The 19,418-nt window shown below is 40.8% G+C and carries 14 protein-coding genes; 7 read left to right on the forward strand and 7 right to left on the reverse strand.

Going from position 1 to position 19,418, the window contains the following annotated elements:
- Positions 1-484 precede the first annotated feature (484 nt).
- Positions 485-1,894 carry a Gfo/Idh/MocA family protein gene (locus LV85_RS04495; RefSeq protein ID WP_111316992.1) on the forward strand — a complete coding sequence of 470 codons (1,410 nt, stop codon included), beginning with the start codon at positions 485-487 and terminating at the stop codon, positions 1,892-1,894.
- A 193-nt stretch (positions 1,895-2,087) separates the two neighbouring features.
- On the opposite strand, the gene LV85_RS04500 is transcribed toward LV85_RS04495, so the two are convergent.
- The 4 genes from LV85_RS04500 to LV85_RS04515 are packed head-to-tail and all read right to left on the reverse strand — an operon-like array spanning position 2,088 to position 4,170.
- Positions 2,088-2,237: a DUF2264 domain-containing protein gene (locus LV85_RS04500; RefSeq protein WP_111316993.1), complete on the reverse strand. Its 150-nt coding sequence runs from the start codon at positions 2,235-2,237 to the stop codon at positions 2,088-2,090.
- Positions 2,234-2,449, reverse strand: a complete 216-nt coding sequence (locus LV85_RS22190) for a hypothetical protein (RefSeq protein WP_111316994.1) — start codon at positions 2,447-2,449, stop codon at positions 2,234-2,236. Before LV85_RS22190 ends, LV85_RS04500 begins: the two co-directional genes overlap by 4 nt.
- Before the next feature lie 55 nt (positions 2,450-2,504).
- Positions 2,505-3,362 carry a 3-keto-disaccharide hydrolase gene (locus LV85_RS04510; protein WP_111316995.1) on the reverse strand — a complete coding sequence of 286 codons (858 nt, stop codon included), beginning with the start codon at positions 3,360-3,362 and terminating at the stop codon, positions 2,505-2,507.
- Position 3,363: 1 nt separating this feature from the next.
- Positions 3,364-4,170: an endonuclease/exonuclease/phosphatase family protein gene (locus tag LV85_RS04515; RefSeq protein WP_111316996.1), complete on the reverse strand. Its 807-nt coding sequence runs from the start codon at positions 4,168-4,170 to the stop codon at positions 3,364-3,366.
- Between the two features lie 306 nt (positions 4,171-4,476).
- On the opposite strand from LV85_RS04515, the gene LV85_RS04520 reads away from it, so the two are divergent.
- Entirely contained in the window at positions 4,477-6,108 is a 1,632-nt protein-coding gene (locus tag LV85_RS04520; RefSeq protein WP_111316997.1) for an AsmA family protein, read from the forward strand.
- A 170-nt stretch (positions 6,109-6,278) separates the two neighbouring features.
- Here LV85_RS04520 and LV85_RS04525 read toward each other — a convergent pair whose 3' ends face one another.
- Positions 6,279-6,653, reverse strand: a complete 375-nt coding sequence (locus LV85_RS04525; RefSeq protein ID WP_111316998.1) for a PRC-barrel domain-containing protein — start codon at positions 6,651-6,653, stop codon at positions 6,279-6,281.
- A 329-nt stretch (positions 6,654-6,982) separates the two neighbouring features.
- Here LV85_RS04525 and LV85_RS04530 point away from each other — a divergent pair, with 329 nt between their 5' ends.
- Entirely contained in the window at positions 6,983-9,238 is a 2,256-nt protein-coding gene (locus tag LV85_RS04530; RefSeq protein WP_111316999.1) for a helix-turn-helix domain-containing protein, read from the forward strand.
- 392 nt (positions 9,239-9,630) lie between these two features.
- Here LV85_RS04530 and LV85_RS04535 read toward each other — a convergent pair whose 3' ends face one another.
- Positions 9,631-11,274, reverse strand: a complete 1,644-nt coding sequence (locus tag LV85_RS04535) for a carboxylesterase/lipase family protein (RefSeq protein ID WP_111317000.1) — start codon at positions 11,272-11,274, stop codon at positions 9,631-9,633.
- Positions 11,275-11,364: 90 nt separating this feature from the next.
- Here LV85_RS04535 and LV85_RS04540 point away from each other — a divergent pair, with 90 nt between their 5' ends.
- Complete coding sequence (locus LV85_RS04540) at positions 11,365-12,066, forward strand: NUDIX hydrolase (RefSeq protein WP_111317001.1); 702 nt, start codon at positions 11,365-11,367, stop codon at positions 12,064-12,066.
- A 44-nt stretch (positions 12,067-12,110) separates the two neighbouring features.
- Here the strand turns inward: LV85_RS04540 and LV85_RS04545 are convergent, their stop codons facing one another.
- Positions 12,111-12,677: a pentapeptide repeat-containing protein gene (locus LV85_RS04545; protein ID WP_111317002.1), complete on the reverse strand. Its 567-nt coding sequence runs from the start codon at positions 12,675-12,677 to the stop codon at positions 12,111-12,113.
- A 608-nt stretch (positions 12,678-13,285) separates the two neighbouring features.
- Between LV85_RS04545 and LV85_RS04550 the strand changes: the two genes are divergently transcribed.
- The 3 genes from LV85_RS04550 to LV85_RS22025 all read left to right on the forward strand — a co-directional run.
- Positions 13,286-13,828 (forward strand): phage tail protein, encoded by a 543-nt coding sequence (locus LV85_RS04550; protein ID WP_111317003.1) that lies wholly within the window; start codon positions 13,286-13,288, stop codon positions 13,826-13,828.
- Between the two features lie 11 nt (positions 13,829-13,839).
- Entirely contained in the window at positions 13,840-14,385 is a 546-nt protein-coding gene (locus tag LV85_RS04555; RefSeq protein WP_111317004.1) for a phage tail protein, read from the forward strand.
- Positions 14,386-14,440: 55 nt separating this feature from the next.
- A partial coding sequence (locus LV85_RS22025) for an Ig-like domain-containing protein (RefSeq protein ID WP_245942146.1) occupies positions 14,441-19,418 on the forward strand: 4,978 nt, incomplete at its 3' end.

Consider the following 19,418-nt stretch of genomic DNA (forward strand, 5'->3'; position numbering starts at 1 on the left):
TCAATGCTATATGGGGCTGATCTTCAATAAAATAGACTGATTTGTTACACTTGTTTTTAGTTTTTGAAGTACCGCTTGTTCCTAAGTTTTCTTTAACGCGAAATATACTTGACAAAAGTTATGGTGTTTTTAGCCAGGAATTTCCTTTAATTGTACCGAGGATCGATGTATTAACTGTTGAAAATCAGTTTTTTATATGATGAATGTCATGCTTTACGAATCTGAGTTGCCGTACTTTTGCACCGAAGAATCCAAACAGTCCTTCCTTTAAAAGTTTGCTGGAAAAAGTGCAAATCACCGTTAATTTTTTCGCCTAAACTATTTGGCAAAATGTAATCCTTGCTTGGACAAATAGAATTAGGTGAACCCGAGTAATATTTAGAGATAGCCGAAAGCATTTAAAGCTTTCGGTTTTTTTATGCCTAAGGTGGCCAAACTTCCTTTATTTTTTTATTAATTAGCCATATCAATTGAAAATAGCATTATGAAAAATAACCAGAGAAGAGAGTTTCTGAAATCTACCGGTTTGGTAGGCTTGGGACTTTTCGGAGCGGGCAGTACCCTTGCCAGCGAATTTGAAGCACTTCCTTTACAAGCGAAAAAAGGAGTAAACCGAATCCAATCCTTTAACATGAGTGGTTTTGCTGCTCCCAAAATTGATACCGTCAGAGTAGGGGTAGTAGGATTAGGAATGCGAGGGCCTGGTGCTGTAAATAGATTGAGTAAAATAGAGAATGTTGAAATTAAGGCACTTTGTGATTTGCTTCCGGAGCGAGCGGAAAAAGCAAAGGAGCAGTTAAAGGATACACCACATACTCCAGATTTGTATTCTGGCAATGCTTTTTCATGGAAAGAAATGATGGATCGTGATGATCTAGACTTGATTTATATCGCGACACCATGGGAATGGCATACTCCGATGGCTGTATATGCCATGGAAGCTGGAAAACACGCTGCCTGTGAAGTTCCTATCGCTAGGACACTTGATGAGTGCTGGCAGTTAGTAGAGACTTCTGAGCGCACTAAGAAGCACTGTATGCAGTTGGAGAATTGCTGCTATGATTTCTTTGAGTTGATGACCTTAAAAATGGCTCGTGAAGGTTACTTCGGTGAGGTACTTCATGTAGAAGGAGCCTATATTCATGATTTGCTTTCTTTGAATTTTAGTAAGGAAGGGTACCAGGATATGTGGAGGCTAAAAGAAAATTACCGTGATGGTAATTTATATGCCACACACGGATTGGGCCCAATTTGCCAAATTCTAAATATCAATAGAGGTGATCAGATGGATTTCTTGACATCAACTTCTTCCAATGATTTTTCCATGCATGCTGAGGCCGTAAAATTGGCTGAACAGGATAATTTCTTTGCTTCTTTCGCTGAGAAAAAATTCCGTGGAAACATGAATACTTCAATGGTTAAGACCAAGAAGGGCAAGACAATCATGATTCAGCATGATGTATCTTCACCTCGTCCATATTCCAGACTTCATGTAGTAAGTGGTACTGAAGGATTTGCTCAAAAATATCCTGAACCAAAAGTGTCTAGAGGACATGGTTGGTTGAAAGATGAGGAATTCAAAGATCTTGAAACCAAGTACACTCCTGAGATTATCCAGAAAGTAGGTGAATTAGCGAAGCAAGTAGGAGGTCATGGTGGCATGGACTTTATGATGGATTGGAGATTGATCGATTGCTTGAGAAATGGACTTCCTCTTGATCAGGATGTCTATGATGCGGCACTTTGGAGCTGTGTTTCTCCACTATCTGAGTGGTCCGTGGCCAATAGATCTAATTCTATCGATGTACCTGATTTCACAGGAGGAAACTGGAAAACAAATGCACCGGTAAACATTACCCTAGCTGGTGGTGGTAATACGGGAGTACGAGTTTAGTTTTCGGTAAGAAGTAAATAGATAAATGTTTGGATTCGTGGAGACACGGATCGGTACAAGCCTGGAAATACCGGACTGAGAGTTTGATTCTTTGCTGAGAAGGCTTGCTTTTTGTCTACTAGTACCTTTCCAAAACCATAAAAAAGCCCGCTGATCAATGATTAGCGGGCTTTTTAGTGGTTGATTTTGCTTTCTACATAGCGTGATCGCGGGGAACATCAACTCCAATCCAGATCTTTTTGGATGTCCAGTCTTCAGCAGGATCTATCCAGAAGGAATGTGTAGCTGGAAGCCCCAATGGCAGGAAGCCAAGTGTGCAAAGGTAAAGTGAGCCTGTGCTTATATATAGCCTAGTATTTCCAGATAGGTGACAGAAGCACGATCTCCATAAGCGTCAGGAGGAGTTTCTACCGGCATGACTGTAGTCAGTTTTCCCTGACTCATGGTATCTACAACTGGGAGCGATATTTTGTATAAAAGATCAGCCCAAACTTTGCGATCATTAGTTGCTGTAATTTTTTCTGAACCAGCTTTGGCTAGGCTAGAGAAACCCATGAATGCCCCAAAGCAGGGACTGCCTTAATAAAATCTCTTCTTTTAAGCATCCTTATTATTTAGCTGGTTTTGAAGCTAAACCTTCTTTTACTACTTGATCTAATTTCTTCTGATCTCCCATGTATTCAGTTAGATCTATTAGTCGAACAGTTCGGAAGTCAATAGGATGACTTTCACTCTGTAGCGAGATCCATCCACTTGTAAGCATCTGACCGTCCACTTTTACTTTGGGATCTACAGGGTTTACATTACCACCACCTATTTGTGCCTTGGAATAGCTTAAAACAGTGTCTTGTCCTACGAGATGATGTACATCACCATTACCTAAAACAATGAAGTTGGCAGTTACCCACTGGTCGCCATGATAGGTTTCGGAGGTAGAATTCACACAGTGTGCAGTGATTAGTTTTCCATCCATTTCCACATTTGTGCCTGGGGTACAAAGATTACAAGTGCTACGTTTGTCCGTACCATTTCCGCCTAGGAATTGGGCCTCAATAGAGATAGGGAAATCCTGATCCTTCAACATGGTTTTTGGGTCCTGAGAATGCAGCATTGCTCCAGAATTTCGCGTTGCCCAACCTTCTCCACCATTTGCTTGCTCTCCCACAAATCTATATTCCACCTGAAGTAGGTAGTTAGAAAATGACTCGTTATAGAAAATGTGTCCGTATTGTCTGTCGAATTGATCGTAACCATCGTAACGAACTTTCATTAGTCCATCTTCTACTCTGAAAGTGTTGGCGAAATTATCATTCAAATCGTGCGTACGGATCTTAATAGACCAATCATCGATGTCCTTGCCATTAAAAAGCGTTTGCCACTTTGGCTTTTTGGCTTCCTCATTGGCATAGTTGAAAGCGAAACCTAAGCCTGCTAGGCAAAGGATACCAATTAATACTGTCTTTTTCATTCTATTTTAGGGGTTTTATTAATCGAAGGGTGACCAATACTGGGTAGTGGTCGGAATAGGGTACATCTATTACTTGGTAGTCCACAAGCTCAAAATGCTCTGAATCATACCATACATAATCAATTCGCTTTCCTGCTTCGGAAATGAAAGTGGGTGAATCGTCTTTGGCTTCTAACCCAGCATCTGTCCACTTTGTATTGATGCTCTTATATTCCTCAGAACTAGGGGCGAAATTCAAATCTCCCGCCCAAAAGGCAGGTTTGGGAAGAGAATCAGCGTAGGATGTGATGGCTTCTAGTTGAGCAAGTCGATTTTCTGGAAATTGGTGGCAGAGGTGTGTCGCACCGAAGTATAATTCTTGCCGGTTTTTCAATTCGATTTTTACCCAAGCAGCAGCTCTAGGCTCACCTCCCTCGGGATTAGGAAGTGCTTGGGTTTGATAGTTCAAGGCTTTTTTCACCAAGACTCCCTCTCCATAGCCTCCTTCAGCAAAATCCATTGCCTTTGCAAAATATCCTCTGTAACCAGTTTTTTTGGCAAGCTCAGCCACCCAGTTGATCTTTTCACCATATACCGTAGCGAGACGAGTAGTCATGCTGTCCATTTCCTGAAGCGCTACTACTTCTGGCTGCATCAATATGATCAGCTCGGCGATCTCATCTATGTTAGGCCTCCCAGGGTTAGTTGGGCTTTCTCCATGATAAATATTGTAGGTCAAGACCTTGAATTCAGGATATTCTTCTTGCGCATTGGCAGACCAGGATAAACAAAGAAAAAATATGATTGTAACAATTAGTGATATTTTCATGTTGGATTGATTAACTCGATGCTAGGTATTTCTACGTCAGAATTAATATCTCTGGGAGATGGTGTGAAAAGTGTTTGATTCAAAGCGGAAGATAATGAATTTAAAGGTTCATGAGAATCAAATTGAGTTTACTGCTAGCTCTTTTTATTTTTATGGTTGATTTGTGCTACCATAGGAAAATCTAGTTGAAGCCAGTGGATAATTAATTTACTTGAGATTTATTAGTATCTTTTTGACAACAATCCACGATATTTCACCCCTTAGATTCATCCACTCTTTACTCATTTAGTTTTAAATAATAATCGCTTGAAAAAATTCCTCTGGGCTTTAGGTATTCTGGTTTTGCTGGGCATTGTCTCGGTATTTTTGTTCGAAAAATGGTTGGTGAAAACTATGCCAGATCGCATCAATGGCAAAGAGGATCGTGCTTATAATATTGAATTCAAAGATGTTAATATTCAGCTTTTTAGCAGTAGTATCGAATTAGAGGAGATTTCACTTCATCCCTTGAAAGAAGGAATGGCAACCACGATCACCGGAACTATGAAATCTCTGAAACTTGGAGGAGTGAATATTTTGGGTTTTGCTTTTGGGAGTGTCGCTGAGGTAGGGGAATTGAGACTGCAGGAACCCCAATTCATTTTGATTAGAAATGACTCCATTTCCAAGAAACCTGCAGATATGTCCAAGGCTTTTCAAGGACTGTTTGGTGATTTGGTGTCCAGAGGAGTGATTCACAATTTCACCTTGAATAATGGCGCAGGGGATTTTTACAATCAATCTGATTCCGTAAGGAAATTTGGAAGTTTTGAGGAGTTCTATATTTCTGCAAAAAACCTTGAAACTGATTCTGTACGGATTAATTATGCTATTCCATTCAAATTGGAGAGCATAAAGACGAGTTTGAAAAACCTTCAAGTCAATATTAACAGCGAACAAACTTTCACTCTAGGCTCGATGGAATATGATTCTAAGGAGGGAGCCTTTGATTTCTTTGATCTTCATTTGAATTATACTGATTCTAATATTGAGGCCTCGCACAGATTGGATGTACAGAAAGATATTATTGAAATAGACCTGAAACATATGCGCATAGAACAGATCAATGCCAAAAGTAATATTTATGGCAATTGGTCGATCGTAGCTGGATTGATGACTCTTGATAGTTTGGATCTGCATGATGTGCGAAATAAAAATAAGCCTCGGCCTTATGAACCTGAGAAGCCGATGTTTGAAGGAATGGTCGAACAAATCCCTTTTCCATTGGAACTGGATACTATTCGAGTTTCAAATTCGAAAATCACTTATTCGCAAATTTCAGAAGGCAAAACAGAGCCTGGTAGCCTGAATTTTAAGCAGCTTTCAGCCGAAATTACACATGTGGTTTCCATAGATTCTCTGCAATCTGGTGAAATGCTAATCCATGGAGAAGCGGTTTTGAATGGATTTGCGCCCATGCGGATGGACGTGACTGTGCCCTACGGGAAAGATGGAACTACAGAGCAATTTCATTTGGAAGCTAGCGTGGACCCTTTTAGCCTGCCATCACTCAATGGTATTCTCGGAGACTTAGTTTCTGTGAATATTAATTCAGGTACGATGGAAAAGCTAGAAATCACCATGGATGCCAATCCTCAGTATGCGTCAAATTACATGAAATTCCATTATAGGGATTTGAAGTTGGAGCTTCGGGATGAAGATGATAATAAGAAAAAGTTAATGTCTACACTTTCTAACATCCTCATTTCCAGTAATAATCTCCCTGAAAATAATAATTACAAAACGGCAACTTTTCAAACTCAACGTAATATCTATCGCGGAACTTTCAATCTAATTTGGGAATCCTTGCGAGAAGGAATGCTAGAGATCGCTCCGGGAGATTTAATGCAGCTTATTCTCGGCGAGCAAGATCCATCAGATGATGGGAAGAGAAGATGATTTTTATTTGAGGGACTTAGAAAGTTATGTCATTTGAACCTCTTTATTTTCTAGGCTAAGTATAATATTTCAAAAATGTACTCCCTGACCCTAGCTTCCCACTTTGTCTTTGTGGTTATAAAAAAGGCTCCCCAAAATTGGAGAGCCTAATTAGAGTCCAAGCGCCACGCCTATTCAATTAGCGCTCTTCTTCTTTCAAATCCATAATAGGTATGTACGTCATTGATAAATTCATGCTGAGGTCCCACAGGCCATTCTTCACTGTCAAATCCAGGTGCATTCTCTAGCTTTTCCTTATCGACATTTACAATGATTACATCACGTCGGTGACCGTGAAAATCAAATGCCGCCCATGGTAGTGCCAGGAGTTTGCTCCCTAGATTTAGAAATCCTGTGTCCACAGATAGTACCACGTAAGCGACCTCGCCAGTTTCGGTGTCGAGCATGATGTCACTGATAGTTCCTACTGCTTCATCTCTAATTGTTTTTACGGTACAATTCGCAGCTGTAGAGCTACTTATTGGAAAATGATATTGGGTGTTCATGGTTATTTGGTTTAGTGAATAGAGTTCTGTCTATTAATAAACCAAGTCCGTGCCATGCGGTTGGGAATACCTTTTGGAGCGGATATAGCTTTTATTTAAGAATTTTTATGTGTTGGAAAAGGACGATCTGGGTAAGGAAATCCGCAGATGAATTATAGAAAAATGTTCTTTTTATCGATGATACTGACTGTTCACAAAACATACCTTTGTTCTTATATAGATGAGATTAGTTTGAGATTTAGGATTAAAAAAGTGAAATTAGAGATAGGGAGAGAGTTTAAGGATTCGGACTCCATTTTATTCATTTTTAAAAATAGTAGTTTCGCCAAATGGAAAATCAAAGTACTGACAAGCTAGAGCTGGCCGCAAAATTTGTCAACAATACCGGGGCGCCGATTTTTTTGACGGGAAAAGCAGGGACAGGCAAAACCACTTTTCTGAAAAGTCTAGCCTTGCAAACACACAAAAACCATGTGATCGTAGCGCCTACAGGTATCGCTGCGCTGAATGCTGGTGGAGTCACGATACATTCGCAATTCTTATTTCCACTTGGTTTTTTCTTGCCTGTCAATGAGCCTGAGGGAAATTTCTCTGATCAATATGGTTGCTTCACACAGCACACCTTGGTACGTAAGCATCCGCTGAATGCGATCAGAAAGAATGTGCTCAAATCCATAGAATTGCTTGTGATCGATGAGGTGAGTATGCTTCGGGCGGATGTGCTGGATGCTATTGATTATAGACTCAGATCTGTCAAACGAAATTTCAATACGCCCTTTGGAGGCGTACAGGTATTGATGATTGGTGATCTTTTCCAACTTCCACCTATTGTCCGAGATAATGAATGGCAGGTGCTTAGTAAGTTTTACCCAAGTATGCATTTTTTCGAAGCAAGAGTTCTGCAGGATTCAGGCTTGGTTTACTTGGAGTTGGACAAGATTTTCCGTCAGCAGGATGAAGAATTTATCCAGGTGCTCAATCATCTCAGGGAGAATAAGGTGACTTCTGAGGATATCACAATTCTGAATAAGCATTACAAAACCCAGGATGAGATAGCACAAATTAAAGATTGTATTACGATCACTACGCACAACTATAAAGCTGATCAGATCAATCGGGATCGATTGATTGCGCTAAAAGGCGAGTCGAAATTTTATGAGGCGGATATAGAAAATGATTTCCCTGAAAATATCTACCCACTGCCGCAATCCTTAGAGCTTCGAGTAGGAGCACAGGTGATGTTTATCAAAAATGATTCTTCTGGAAACCAGGATTACTTCAATGGCAAACTTGCTACTGTGGAGGAGTTGGAAGATGATTCTATCAAGGTTTTACTAGAAGGCACAAGGTTTACCTATCAGCTGCGAAAAGAACTCTGGGAGAATAAAAAATACATCATAAATCCTGAGACTAAAGAGCTGGAAGAAGAAGTCATCGGAACGTTTAGCCAGTATCCTATCAAGACCGCCTGGGCCGTCACGGTACACAAAAGTCAGGGTTTGACCTTCGATCAGGCTATCATAGATGTGGGTAATGCATTTGCTCCGGGGCAAGTATATGTGGCTTTGAGCCGATTGAGAAGTTTGGATGGATTGGTGCTGAGGACTAGAATCCAAAACTCTGGCTTGCAGTCAGATTCTCAGGTTCAGACCTTTGTGGAGAGTGCCAAAAAGCATTCGAAACTTGATGAGTTGCTAGGGGCATATCAGCAGCGGTACCTTTCTTTATTATCTGGTGAAACCTTCGACTTGTCAGGCTTACTGCAGGAGATCAGCTATTTCCAGCGCAAGAATGATAGCTCCCTGGAATTTGAAGATCCTGAGATGCAAAAAGCCGTGGGGGAAATTGCTGCTTTGATCAGGAATGAAGTAGGGACAGCAGGGAAATTCAGCAATCAACTTCGCTTTCTCTTGCAACAAGATGATAAAGAGAAATTGATGGAGCGCTTGGACAAAGGAGCCTCCTATTTTAAGAATTTTTTGAAGGAAGGGCTGGAGAAAATCCTCATCCACCGTGCGGAGGTGGAGCGATTTTCCAGAACAAAAACCTATGCAAATGGTTTGGAGGAATTGGAGGTGAGCTTGCTCAAAAAGTATGGGGATATTAGTAAGGTTAGCAGTCTGATCTCTTCGATTATGGAGGGCGAGATACCGGGAAAAATGAAAGATTTGGAGCAGGAGAAAATTAATCTTCGACTTCGATTGGCAGAAGCAGCCAAGGAAGCAGCAGCTGATAACCCTAAATTTGCCTCTAACAAATCAGGTAGGAAAAAGACAGGAAAAGCGAATCTGAAGCGGAAAGTAGGGGAGACCTATGAGATTACTTTTAGGATGATAAATGAGGGGAAAAGCATAGGCGACATTGTAGTGGCTCGAGGGTTGGCAGAGTCTACCATCAAAGGACACTTGGCCAAAGGAATCCAAGAAGGCCGAGTTGAGTTAGAAGATTGTTTGCCTATTGAGGTGATTTCGGAGATCAATTCTCAAGTCGAAAACATTAAGAATTTGCAAGCACTTCGGATTCATTTTGAAGGCAAATACGATTATAATACCATTAAGATGGTGGTGGCTGGGAGGCAGGACTAGGAGGTTGTTTCTTTGTAGAAAGTAGGATGTGAAATGTTGTAGGTAGTTAGTCGTAAGTTATAAAACACCGATCTAGGATTTAGCATCAAGCATCGTTTAGTCTAGGGTAATCCATTTATAGAGCCGTTCTTGTCATTGCTGAATGCCCTCCAATCTTATGATTCCGTTTGATATCATAACTAGGTCGCCGTTTGTGTTATCTCTAAGCTACCGCTTGTGTTATCTCTAAGCCGCCGTTCGTGTCATCACGAACGGCATTCAATAAACAAATAAGATGATAAGCCTGGGCCACTACGCCACCGTTCGTGTCATCACGAACTGCACCAGGTAACTTTAATTAAAAAATGAGAGACCAAAAGCCTCTCATTTTATGCCTATTTGGTTGATTGGTGTTATTTTTTGTTTCCGTATGATTTGTCGTGGAAGTTATATCTGGCATCGTCTGTTGCCTTGACAAGCTTACTTTCCGTATTGATCCCCATTACTGGAGGCTCAGAATCAGAGCCTTTCATTGCTTCCCATTCCGGCTGACCATCACCATTTGGATTTCCTGTTTTGATGAAATTGGCAAAGTAATTCATAAAGGTTTTTGACACTGTATAATCATCCGCTGTCCATGCGAAGGCATCTACTAAAGGAAGATTTCCCATAGCATACTCTATTTCACAAGCATGTGGAGCCCCTATTGCCTCAGGCATTTTGGGTCCACCTTCTACGGTACCACCAGCTAGGCCAGTGCTCAGGTTAGCGTCCTTCAGGGGAGGACGAAGTTTGCTATACAAATATCTGTAAACAGGCTGATCTGAATTTTTAGCATGAAGATCCAGCCACTTCCAAGTAGAATAAGCGATGAATCTGTCAGCAGCCAAGTTGGTGGCTGATCGCTCTACTTCTTTTGCGTCAGCATGTGGATGAAGGCTCAGCACTTCGTCATAATCATTTGGATAAGTTTCTTTCACCTTGGCGATGAAAGCTTCTGGGGTATAAGGCTGTCCCTGCATAAATGCCATTCCCGGAATCTCTGCCGAGTTCCAACCGGCAAGGAGTGGCACCATTGCTTGCTCTTTGGCTTCGAAAATCTCAGGTAGAGTTTTTGGTAAGAAATAACCATCCAATACTACAGGAAAGCCAAAGCGCTTGGATTCATTGTAGATCTCATAAATATCTTTGGTAGGTAGCGCACGCATTTCTTCGATGCTCGTATAACCAGCCTTAGTCACAAATTCTTTTCCTATTTGCTCTGCCTCAGCGAGTGGTGTAGGAGCCAAAGTCGGGTTGATACCAGCACCACTTTCACCGATTGCTCCTGCGATTAGATCTTTGGAAAGGGGAGAGGCCATTTGATAACTTACCGAGATCGAACCCGCAGATTCACCAGCAATAGTTACTTTGTCAGGATCGCCACCGAAAGCTGCGATGTTTTCCTTCACCCATTCTAAGGAAGCATGCTGATCCATCAGACCATAATTCCCAGAGGCATTATAAGGTGCTTCAGCGCTAAGATCCGGATGAGCTAGAAAGCCAAATACTGCCAATCGGTAATTGACAGTGACTACCACGATCCCTTTTTGAGCCATAGCTTCACCATTGTAGCGAGGCTCGGAGCCATCTCCAGCGACAAATCCGCCACCATAGAAATATACTAATACAGGTAAATCCTTTGTGTTCCGATCTGCAGGAGTCCATACATTCAGGTAAAGACAATCCTCACTAATGCCGTCTGACTTGAAGTCCATATCACCGAAAACATCTGCTTGAACAGCTCTTGGTCCGAATTTCTTGGTATTCTTCACTCCGGTCCAATTGTCTAAAGCTTGTGGGGCTTTCCAACGGAGCTCACCTATTGGTGGTTTTGCGAAGGGAATTCCAAAATACTTTTGAATGCTTGTTTTGACGTCGTAAGATCCTGCGATCATTCCATTTTTGATTTTTGTTTGCACTTCGAATGAGTTGTTGCTTTGGGCTTTCAGAGAGATTGAAAACCCAAAAAGAAGTACCAACGAAAAAAGACCGACTAAGTGTAAAGTAGATTTCATGGCTTGAATTTATTGTTTCTTTGGGAAACAATAGTAAATGCTTATTTTTGGAAAACCTATTTCTTAAACTAGTATTTCATAGTTTTGCGCATGCATCTAGCAAAAGAAGAATATCTTCCCAACATTTCTTACGATTCGGTTATTTTTGGTTTTTCGGGAGAGAAGCTCAAGATTTTGATCTTGGAATACCACAACATTAAAACTTTTGCCTTGCCAGGAGGTTTTGTGAAAGTAAATGAACCGCTTGATGAGGCGGTGAAGCGAGGCCTTTCTGAGCGAACGGGATTAGATGAAATCTACTTGGAACAGTTTCATACATTTGGCTCAATGGACCGTTTCAATCCAAGCGTTATGCGTAGTATTCTGGCAGAACAAGGCCATTTTTTAGAAAATCATTGGTTGCTAGGTCGGTTCATCACTGTGGGATATTATGCATTGATCAATTACGAGAATGTTGTTCCCATGCCTGATGAATTGTCAGATTCTATTGAGTGGTACGATTTTGATCAAGTCCCACAATTAATGATGGATCACAATGAAATTGTGCAAAAGGCATTGGATCATTTGCGTACTAATTTGGATCAGAAGCTCCTCAGTTTCAATCTCCTTCCTGAGCGTTTCACTATGAAAGAACTCAAGCAGGTATATGATGCTATCTTGGGTGAAACGCAAAACAGAGCCAATTTCCAGCGAAAAATGTTAGGACTCAATATTTTGGAGAGGCATGAAAAGCTCTTTTTAGGAGGTTCTCATAAGGCTCCTTACCTATATTCTTTTAAAAAGAGAAATTGAAGATGAATTAATAGCTAAGCTGTTAATAGGTGTCTATTTTGTCCTCAGCCGATTTTTATTTTGTATTTACCTAGTAGGCCAGGCAAGCCATCCAAATCAAACTTGGCGGCTTTGATTCTGTTGAGCTCTGGGTCAATTGCATAATTAGATGCGTTTCTGAAATCAGCGCTTAGGAGCTCTGTTCTGTCAAAAGTGGCTCCACTTAGGTCAGAATGCTGGAAATCTGATCCTGATAAATATGCCTGTGTAAAATCCACCTCTGTCAATTTGCTCGCAAGGAACTTGGTCTTTTTTAGTTTGAGATTGTAAAAACTGCAGTAAGCCATTTGACAGTTCTTAAAGGTAAATTCCAACAGAAATGGGTTGGAAGTATGAAAATGAATTCCCAGCATTTTGCAAGAATCAAAAGTTACTTGTCGGAAGGAAACATCCTGCACTTTGAGATTGGAGAGATCACAATTTTTGAAGCTGCAATTATCAAAACTTGCCCCACGGATAGATAAACCTGAAAATTTGCACTGTTCAAAGCTACATTGTTCGTATTCAATTGCTTGAAATCCCTCAAGAGTGAAATCTATGTTTTGGTAATGCTGATCGGTTTGGTAAGCCATTGGATGTAGTTTACAAGCGTTTGGTTTTAGGCAGGCAATTTTAGGGAATTATTCTGATTTCTTTCCCATAGGCTTTGCAGAGGAAATGGAGATAATGGGAGGGCGCTTGATATTTTTTAAGAATACGAAAAAATTTTCTATCCCGATTTTTAGAGTATTCAAAATGCTATACTAAAACCTTCCCAGTTGTGAAAAGGGCATACGTATTAATACGTATTTTTATTAACATCCATTGTATCAACGATATAAATCTCTAATTTGTGTGTATATAAATTTGTTTGATCAAGTTTTTATTTCGGGTTTCTAACCAACTATAGTTTTTCGAATTATTATTTTCCAATTGATATATGATATTTCAAGAGGAATTTATTAGCAGTTTTTAATTGAAAAGAGCTATCCCAGCTGGGCTTTTCTCATTAGCAAGAATTAATGCTTTTTTCAAACTTACTCTTTGGGAGATGTGTCCAAGGACTGAGAAGAACCTTCATTTTACTGTCTTTTATTAGACTTTGAATCAGTGAGGATACGACTAAGTTTTTATTACGCCCAATCAGGGTAAGGATTATATTTTACTTATTTATTTCAACTTCAACTAAAACAATTTTATCATGGACGATTTATTAGCTTCAATCAAGCTTTTTGCAGGGAATTTTGCTCCAAGGGGCTATATGCTATGCCAAGGACAGCTGTTGCCTATTGCTCAGAACTCTGCCTTATTTTCACTTTTGGGTACAACTTACGGAGGAGATGGTAGAACCACTTTTGCCTTGCCGGATTTGAATGGTAGATCTGCAGTAGGTCAAGGCCGAGGCCCTGGGCTAACTGAGGTGAAACTCGGAGAAAAGGCTGGAGCGGAGCAGATTTCAATATCTGTTGCTAATCTGCCGAGTCATACTCATACTATGATGACGAGCTCTGCACCTGGCACTACAAATAGCCCAGTTGGAAATGTAATTGCTGCTTCCGAAGTAGTAGTTGAAAGAGGAGGTTCTCCTATACCTATAAATTGCTATGGATCTACTCCCAATGGGCAGTTGGCAGCTACTGCCATAGTTTCTACTGGTGGAAATATTCCAGTTCAGATCAGGAATCCTTTCCTAGGACTGAATTATATTATTTGTGTACAGGGAATATTCCCTTCAAGAAGCTAATCGACAGAGACATGGAAGAAATGATAGGAGTAATCAAATTATTCGCTGGAAATTTTGCACCCAGAGGATGGGCATTTTGCGAAGGACAATTATTGTCAGTCAATGTAAACCAGGCATTATTTTCAATACTGGGGACCATTTATGGTGGAGACGGAAGAACTACTTTTGCCCTACCAGACCTAAGAGGTAGAGTTCCTATTGGAGCAGGTTCTGGCCCTGGTTTGAGTCCAATTCGTCTTGGGGCTAAGGGTGGAGCGGAGTCAACTACTCTGCAAGCATCTAATCTGCCCAGTCATACGCATAACCTAAACGTAAGTTCCAATCCTGGTTCAACAAATAACCCTCAAGGTGGATTCCTTGCCCAGTCAAATGTAACTATAGAGCGTGGTGGGGCTGCTGTTCCTACCTCAAGTTATACTGAGGCAGGGCATGCCAATATGGGAACAACTAATGCGATTGGTTCTACGGGTGGCAGTCAACTACTGCCCTTGCTGAATCCATACGAGGCTACTAGTTATATTATATGTATGGAGGGGATATACCCTTCCAGGAGCTGAGTTCTTTTTTTTAACCGACTCCTTTTGGAGTCGGTACTTTTACTTAAACTAATTCATGATGAAACGCCCAGTAATCAAATCAATATTTTTTCTACTGTTGTTTATACTGAGTTCATTTTGTGCGCTGGCTCAAACCACAGTTAACTTTAATAGTTATACGGAGAACCAAGGTTTATCAAACCCTCACACTGAAGGTGAATTGGAATTTGAAGTAATAAAAAGCACGAGTATATGTACAGTATGTATTGGGATAGATTTTAATGATGGCAAAGATGGCACTCCTGGTTTGGATGATGATAATTTTGAAGTTAATGGGATAGTAGGTTGGAAAATTTCCAAAGCAGATAATTCTTCGTTTCAATTTTTAAGTATTTGGCTTCAACATAGAGGAGCTGGCACTTCTACTTCAGGCACTATTAATGCATTTAAAGGGGGATTTCAAGTTGGGGCAGCTAAACCACTGATTTTTAACAGCTCTTCATCTGGAGTCAAATCATACGCTAGTGACCCGGATTTTTATGATGTGGATTCTATATTGATTAAGGGTACGGATTTGTATTTAATACTAGACGAAATCACGTATGGAGCGCCGTTCGTAGTAGGTGATGCTGATCCTGCTGTAGTGACAGGGATAAACCTTGTAGGGGCGCCTTTAAGTAATGTCACCTCTGTTCAATACCAGATTAGTTTCTCTAAACTAGCTAAAAATGTCTCTGCAGATGATTTTATCCTGACTACAACCGGAACAGCAGCTGGAACGATAGGCACGGTTACGGGCAGTAATGCTACTTATTCTGTTCCTATTTCTGGGATTTCTGGAGAAGGGACTCTTCAACTGGATCTAAAAGCGGGAACAGACATCGCCAATGAAAATGATGTTATAGGAACGGCAGCTTTTACTACTGGGCAAATCCATAATGTCAGTCCATGTTTGGTAGAAGACTTTGAGGATGAAACTGTCGGATCTAAAGGCTTTAGCTACGGAGGTTTCGATTTTGTGATTACCGGCAATATGGAAGTACATACCGAGATTCCTGTAAGCGGAATTAATGGTTCAAGGAATGTTCTAAATAATACAGGGGTTGGTCCTTATATATTAACCTCCAACTCTGGTGAGATTAACTTGAGAAGGATTGCTTTGTACCTGTCTTCAATTGCAGACGGAAGTAGTCCTACTAACGATGGAAGCATTACCCTAACTGGAAAAAAAGCAGGCAATATTGTTTATACGATTTCCAAAGATTCGGGATTCCCCACAGACTTCTCAGCGAATTCTGGTTACTATATTTTAGATTTGAGAACTGAGGGAGGGACAGATAATTCTTTGCTATCCATCGATCAACTAGAAATAACTTTAGGAGGCTCCTTCCAATATATAAACATTGATAATTTTGAATTTTGTGCGGATGATGTAGCTCCAAGTGGCTATACTGTTTCAATTGATCAAGACCCAATTACTCAAGATAATGAGAATGCGGTGAGCTTTACCTTTGCAGCTGCTGAGATTGGGACTACTTACGAATATACATTTACAAGTTCTGGTGGAGGAACACCAGTGACTGGTACAGGTACTATCTTGACTGCTACAGATCAAACTACAGGGATAAATCTAAGTGGACTTGGAGTTGGGACAGTTAACCTTACTGTATCATTGACCGATGCATCCAATAATAGGGGATTGCCAGCCACTACTAATGTCCAAAAAAGAATCAATACAGCTCCGGTAGCTACTCCTCCTTCAGCTCCTGTGGTTATGGAAGATATTACAGTCGCTCTTGCAGATGATATTCAGGTAGCTGATAATGAGGGAGATGACCAAACAGTTACATTCACGATTACGGGAGGAACGGTTACTCTTGGTACGACAGGAATCACATTTGGTGGTTCAGGGAATGGTTCTGCGAATTTCACCGCATCAGGTACTTTGGCAGCGATCAATACGGCATTGGATGCAGCGACATTTACACCAGCATTGGATCTGTTTGGAACAAATGCCGGGATAATATCTTTCGTGACAAATGATGGTTCTGTTGACTCGAATATAGCAACTGTAACTTTTGATATTCAGGCAATAAATGATTCTCCAAACTTCGGGACAATTACTGGCAATAAAGATTACAATGAAGGAAGTTCAGCTACTGATTTGGGAACTGTTTTATTGTCTGATGGTGACAATGTGTCTTCTCCAACTGATGAAACTATCTCAAAAGCAACCATAACCAATACAATTCCAGCTACAGGTGATATGATTTCTGTTGGTACTCCTGGACCATATGCCGTTTCTACAGCGGGAGATGTAACCACGATTTCTGGATCTGGAAGTATAGAAGATATGATCGCTACACTGGCCTCCTTGACTTTTGAAAATACAACAGACGACCCTACCGAAGGTGATGCCAATATTAATAGAAGCATAACGATTACTGTGGAGGATGACGATGCAGCGGTATCAAACGTGCTTACTTTTAATATTAGAGTGATTCCTACGAACGACGACCCCACATTAATAGGTTTACCAAATGATATTTCTGTTCAAGATGGTGTTGCAAGCAATATTGACCTTTCCACAGCAATTTTTGGAGATGTAGACTCCGGATCAGGCAATGTCTTGTTATCTTTCTTAGTTTCAGGAGGAACATTGTCTGCAACAAGTACAGCAGATGTCGCGGTAAGCTTCCCCATTCCAGGAGCAATGGATCTGGTAGGGACTGCAGCTGCAATTGGAGCCTTCCTGAACACTCCTTCCAACATTCTTTACACCAATGCACCAGGAGCCACAGGAGATAATGCTGCGACACTTAATGTTTCGGCAAATGATAATGGAAATACAGGTACAGGAGGAGGCTTGCCAGTTAATTTGGGAACGATCAATATTGATGTTCAGGAATTGCCTTCGGTCAGCTCGGTTTCAGTACCTGCCAATGGCACTTATTCAGCGACTCAGAACCTTGATTTTACTGTTAACTATTCAGAACCAGTAATAATAAGTGGTGTTCCTAGCTTTGAATTAACTTTAGGAAGCACAGTTTATGAAGCTGAATACGTTTCGGGTTCTGGATCTTCTGCATTGTTGTTCAGGTATACCGTTCAGCAAGGGGATTTGGATACGGATGGAATCTCTGTAGGAGCAATTATTACATTGAAAGGGGGAAGTATCCAAAATTCTTCTACTGTAGACGCAAGTTTGAACTTGAACAGTGTGGGGTCTACAGCTGCTGTATTAATAGATGCTGTGGCACCTGCTGCACCAAGTACCCCTGATTTAAGTGCCTCTACTGATACAGGATCAAGTAATACAGATAATATAACCTCGGACAATACTCCGACTTTTATAGGCACTGCAGAACCAAATTCATTAGTATCTCTTCAAAGTAATGTTAATGGAACATTGGGTGCAGTAACTGCGGACGGTTCTGGAAATTGGTCATTTACACCTGGAATTCCAGTTGCCGATGGTGGTCACGAAATTACTGCTGTATCGACCGATAATGCTGGTAATTCAAGTATTGCTTCAGCTTCACTGCAAATTGAAATTGACACCCAGGCTCCACCAATTCCAAGTGTTCCTGATTTGCTATCAGGAGATGATTCGGGAATCAGTGATTCCGATAATATTACCAATGAAGTGACTCCTACTATAGAAGGTCTTGCTGAGGCTGGAAGCACAGTTGTCATCAGTAGTACAATTGATGGGGAATTAGGGACTACTTCAGTAAATGCTAGCGGACAATGGTCATACACTACTGTGACTAATTTGTCTGTAAATAAGCACGATATCACAGTAACAGCTAACGATGTGGCTGGGAATAGCAGTGCAAGTTCAGCTTCTTTGGGTTTGACGATTGATACATACGCCCCAATAGTAATAATAAAGAATTTGCTTGTTTATCAATTGGATGAAAATGGTAAAACTCCAACCTTAAATGTTAATGATTTCCTACTTGGACTTCCATCAGACAATTTCTCTGCTGTAGGAAATATTGTTATAGCACTGAGTAAATCAACTTATGATTGCGCAAATGTTGGTTATAATGTTGTTAGAGTTATTGCAACAGATGAAGCAGGTAATTCTGACTTTGCTGAAACCTACATTGAGATTCAGGATAATATTGATCCAGTTATTAATGCGAAAAATATTACTCTAAATGTGGATGCATTTGGGTCTGTAAATCTAAGTTCAACGATGATAGATGATGGATCAACTGATAATTGTGGAATTGCAACTTGGGCTTTAAGCAAGACAATATTTACAGCAGCGGATGCAGGGCTTAATAATGTGACCTACAATATTTATGATTCTTTTGGAAATTTTGCATCCACAGTAGTCGAGGTGACAGTTGTGGTGGTTCCAAATGTTTTGACTATAACAGCAGATCCAGGACAATCAAAACTTTTGGGAGCACTTGATCCAGTATTCACCTATAAAGCTTCGGGATTTGAGGGGGCAGATGATGAGACAATTTTGACAGGTTCACTAAGTAGAGCAGCAGGTGAAAATGTAGGCAACTATGCAATTACAGCTGGGGACTTGGATGCTGGGCAAAACTATTCAATCAATTTTATTCCAGCTGATTTTGAGATCAAACTTGCCACTATCACAGGAGTCACTTTCACTGATGATAGTTTTGTCTATGACGGCACAGCCAAATCCCTGGCTATAACGGGCACACTTCCAGTGGGAACAGCTGTCGCTTATACCGACAATTCTAGAGCGGATGTAGGAACTCACGAAGTGACCGCTACGATCTCGGGAACGAATTTCACTACTCTAGAATTGAAAGCTGACCTGACGATTACCCCAGCAACAGTCATTGGGGTCACCTTTACAGATGATAGCTTTGTCTATGACGGCACTGCCAAGTCTCTGGCTATTACAGGCACGCTTCCAGTGGGAACAGCTGTTACTTATACCGATAATTCTAGAACGGATGTAGGAACTCAGGAAGTGACTGCTACGATCTCGGGAGCGAATTTCACTACTCTAGAATTGAAAGCTGACCTGACGATTACCCCAGCAACAGTCATGGGAGTCA

The organism is Algoriphagus chordae (assembly GCF_003254055.1).
GTDB lineage: Bacteria > Bacteroidota > Bacteroidia > Cytophagales > Cyclobacteriaceae > Algoriphagus > Algoriphagus chordae.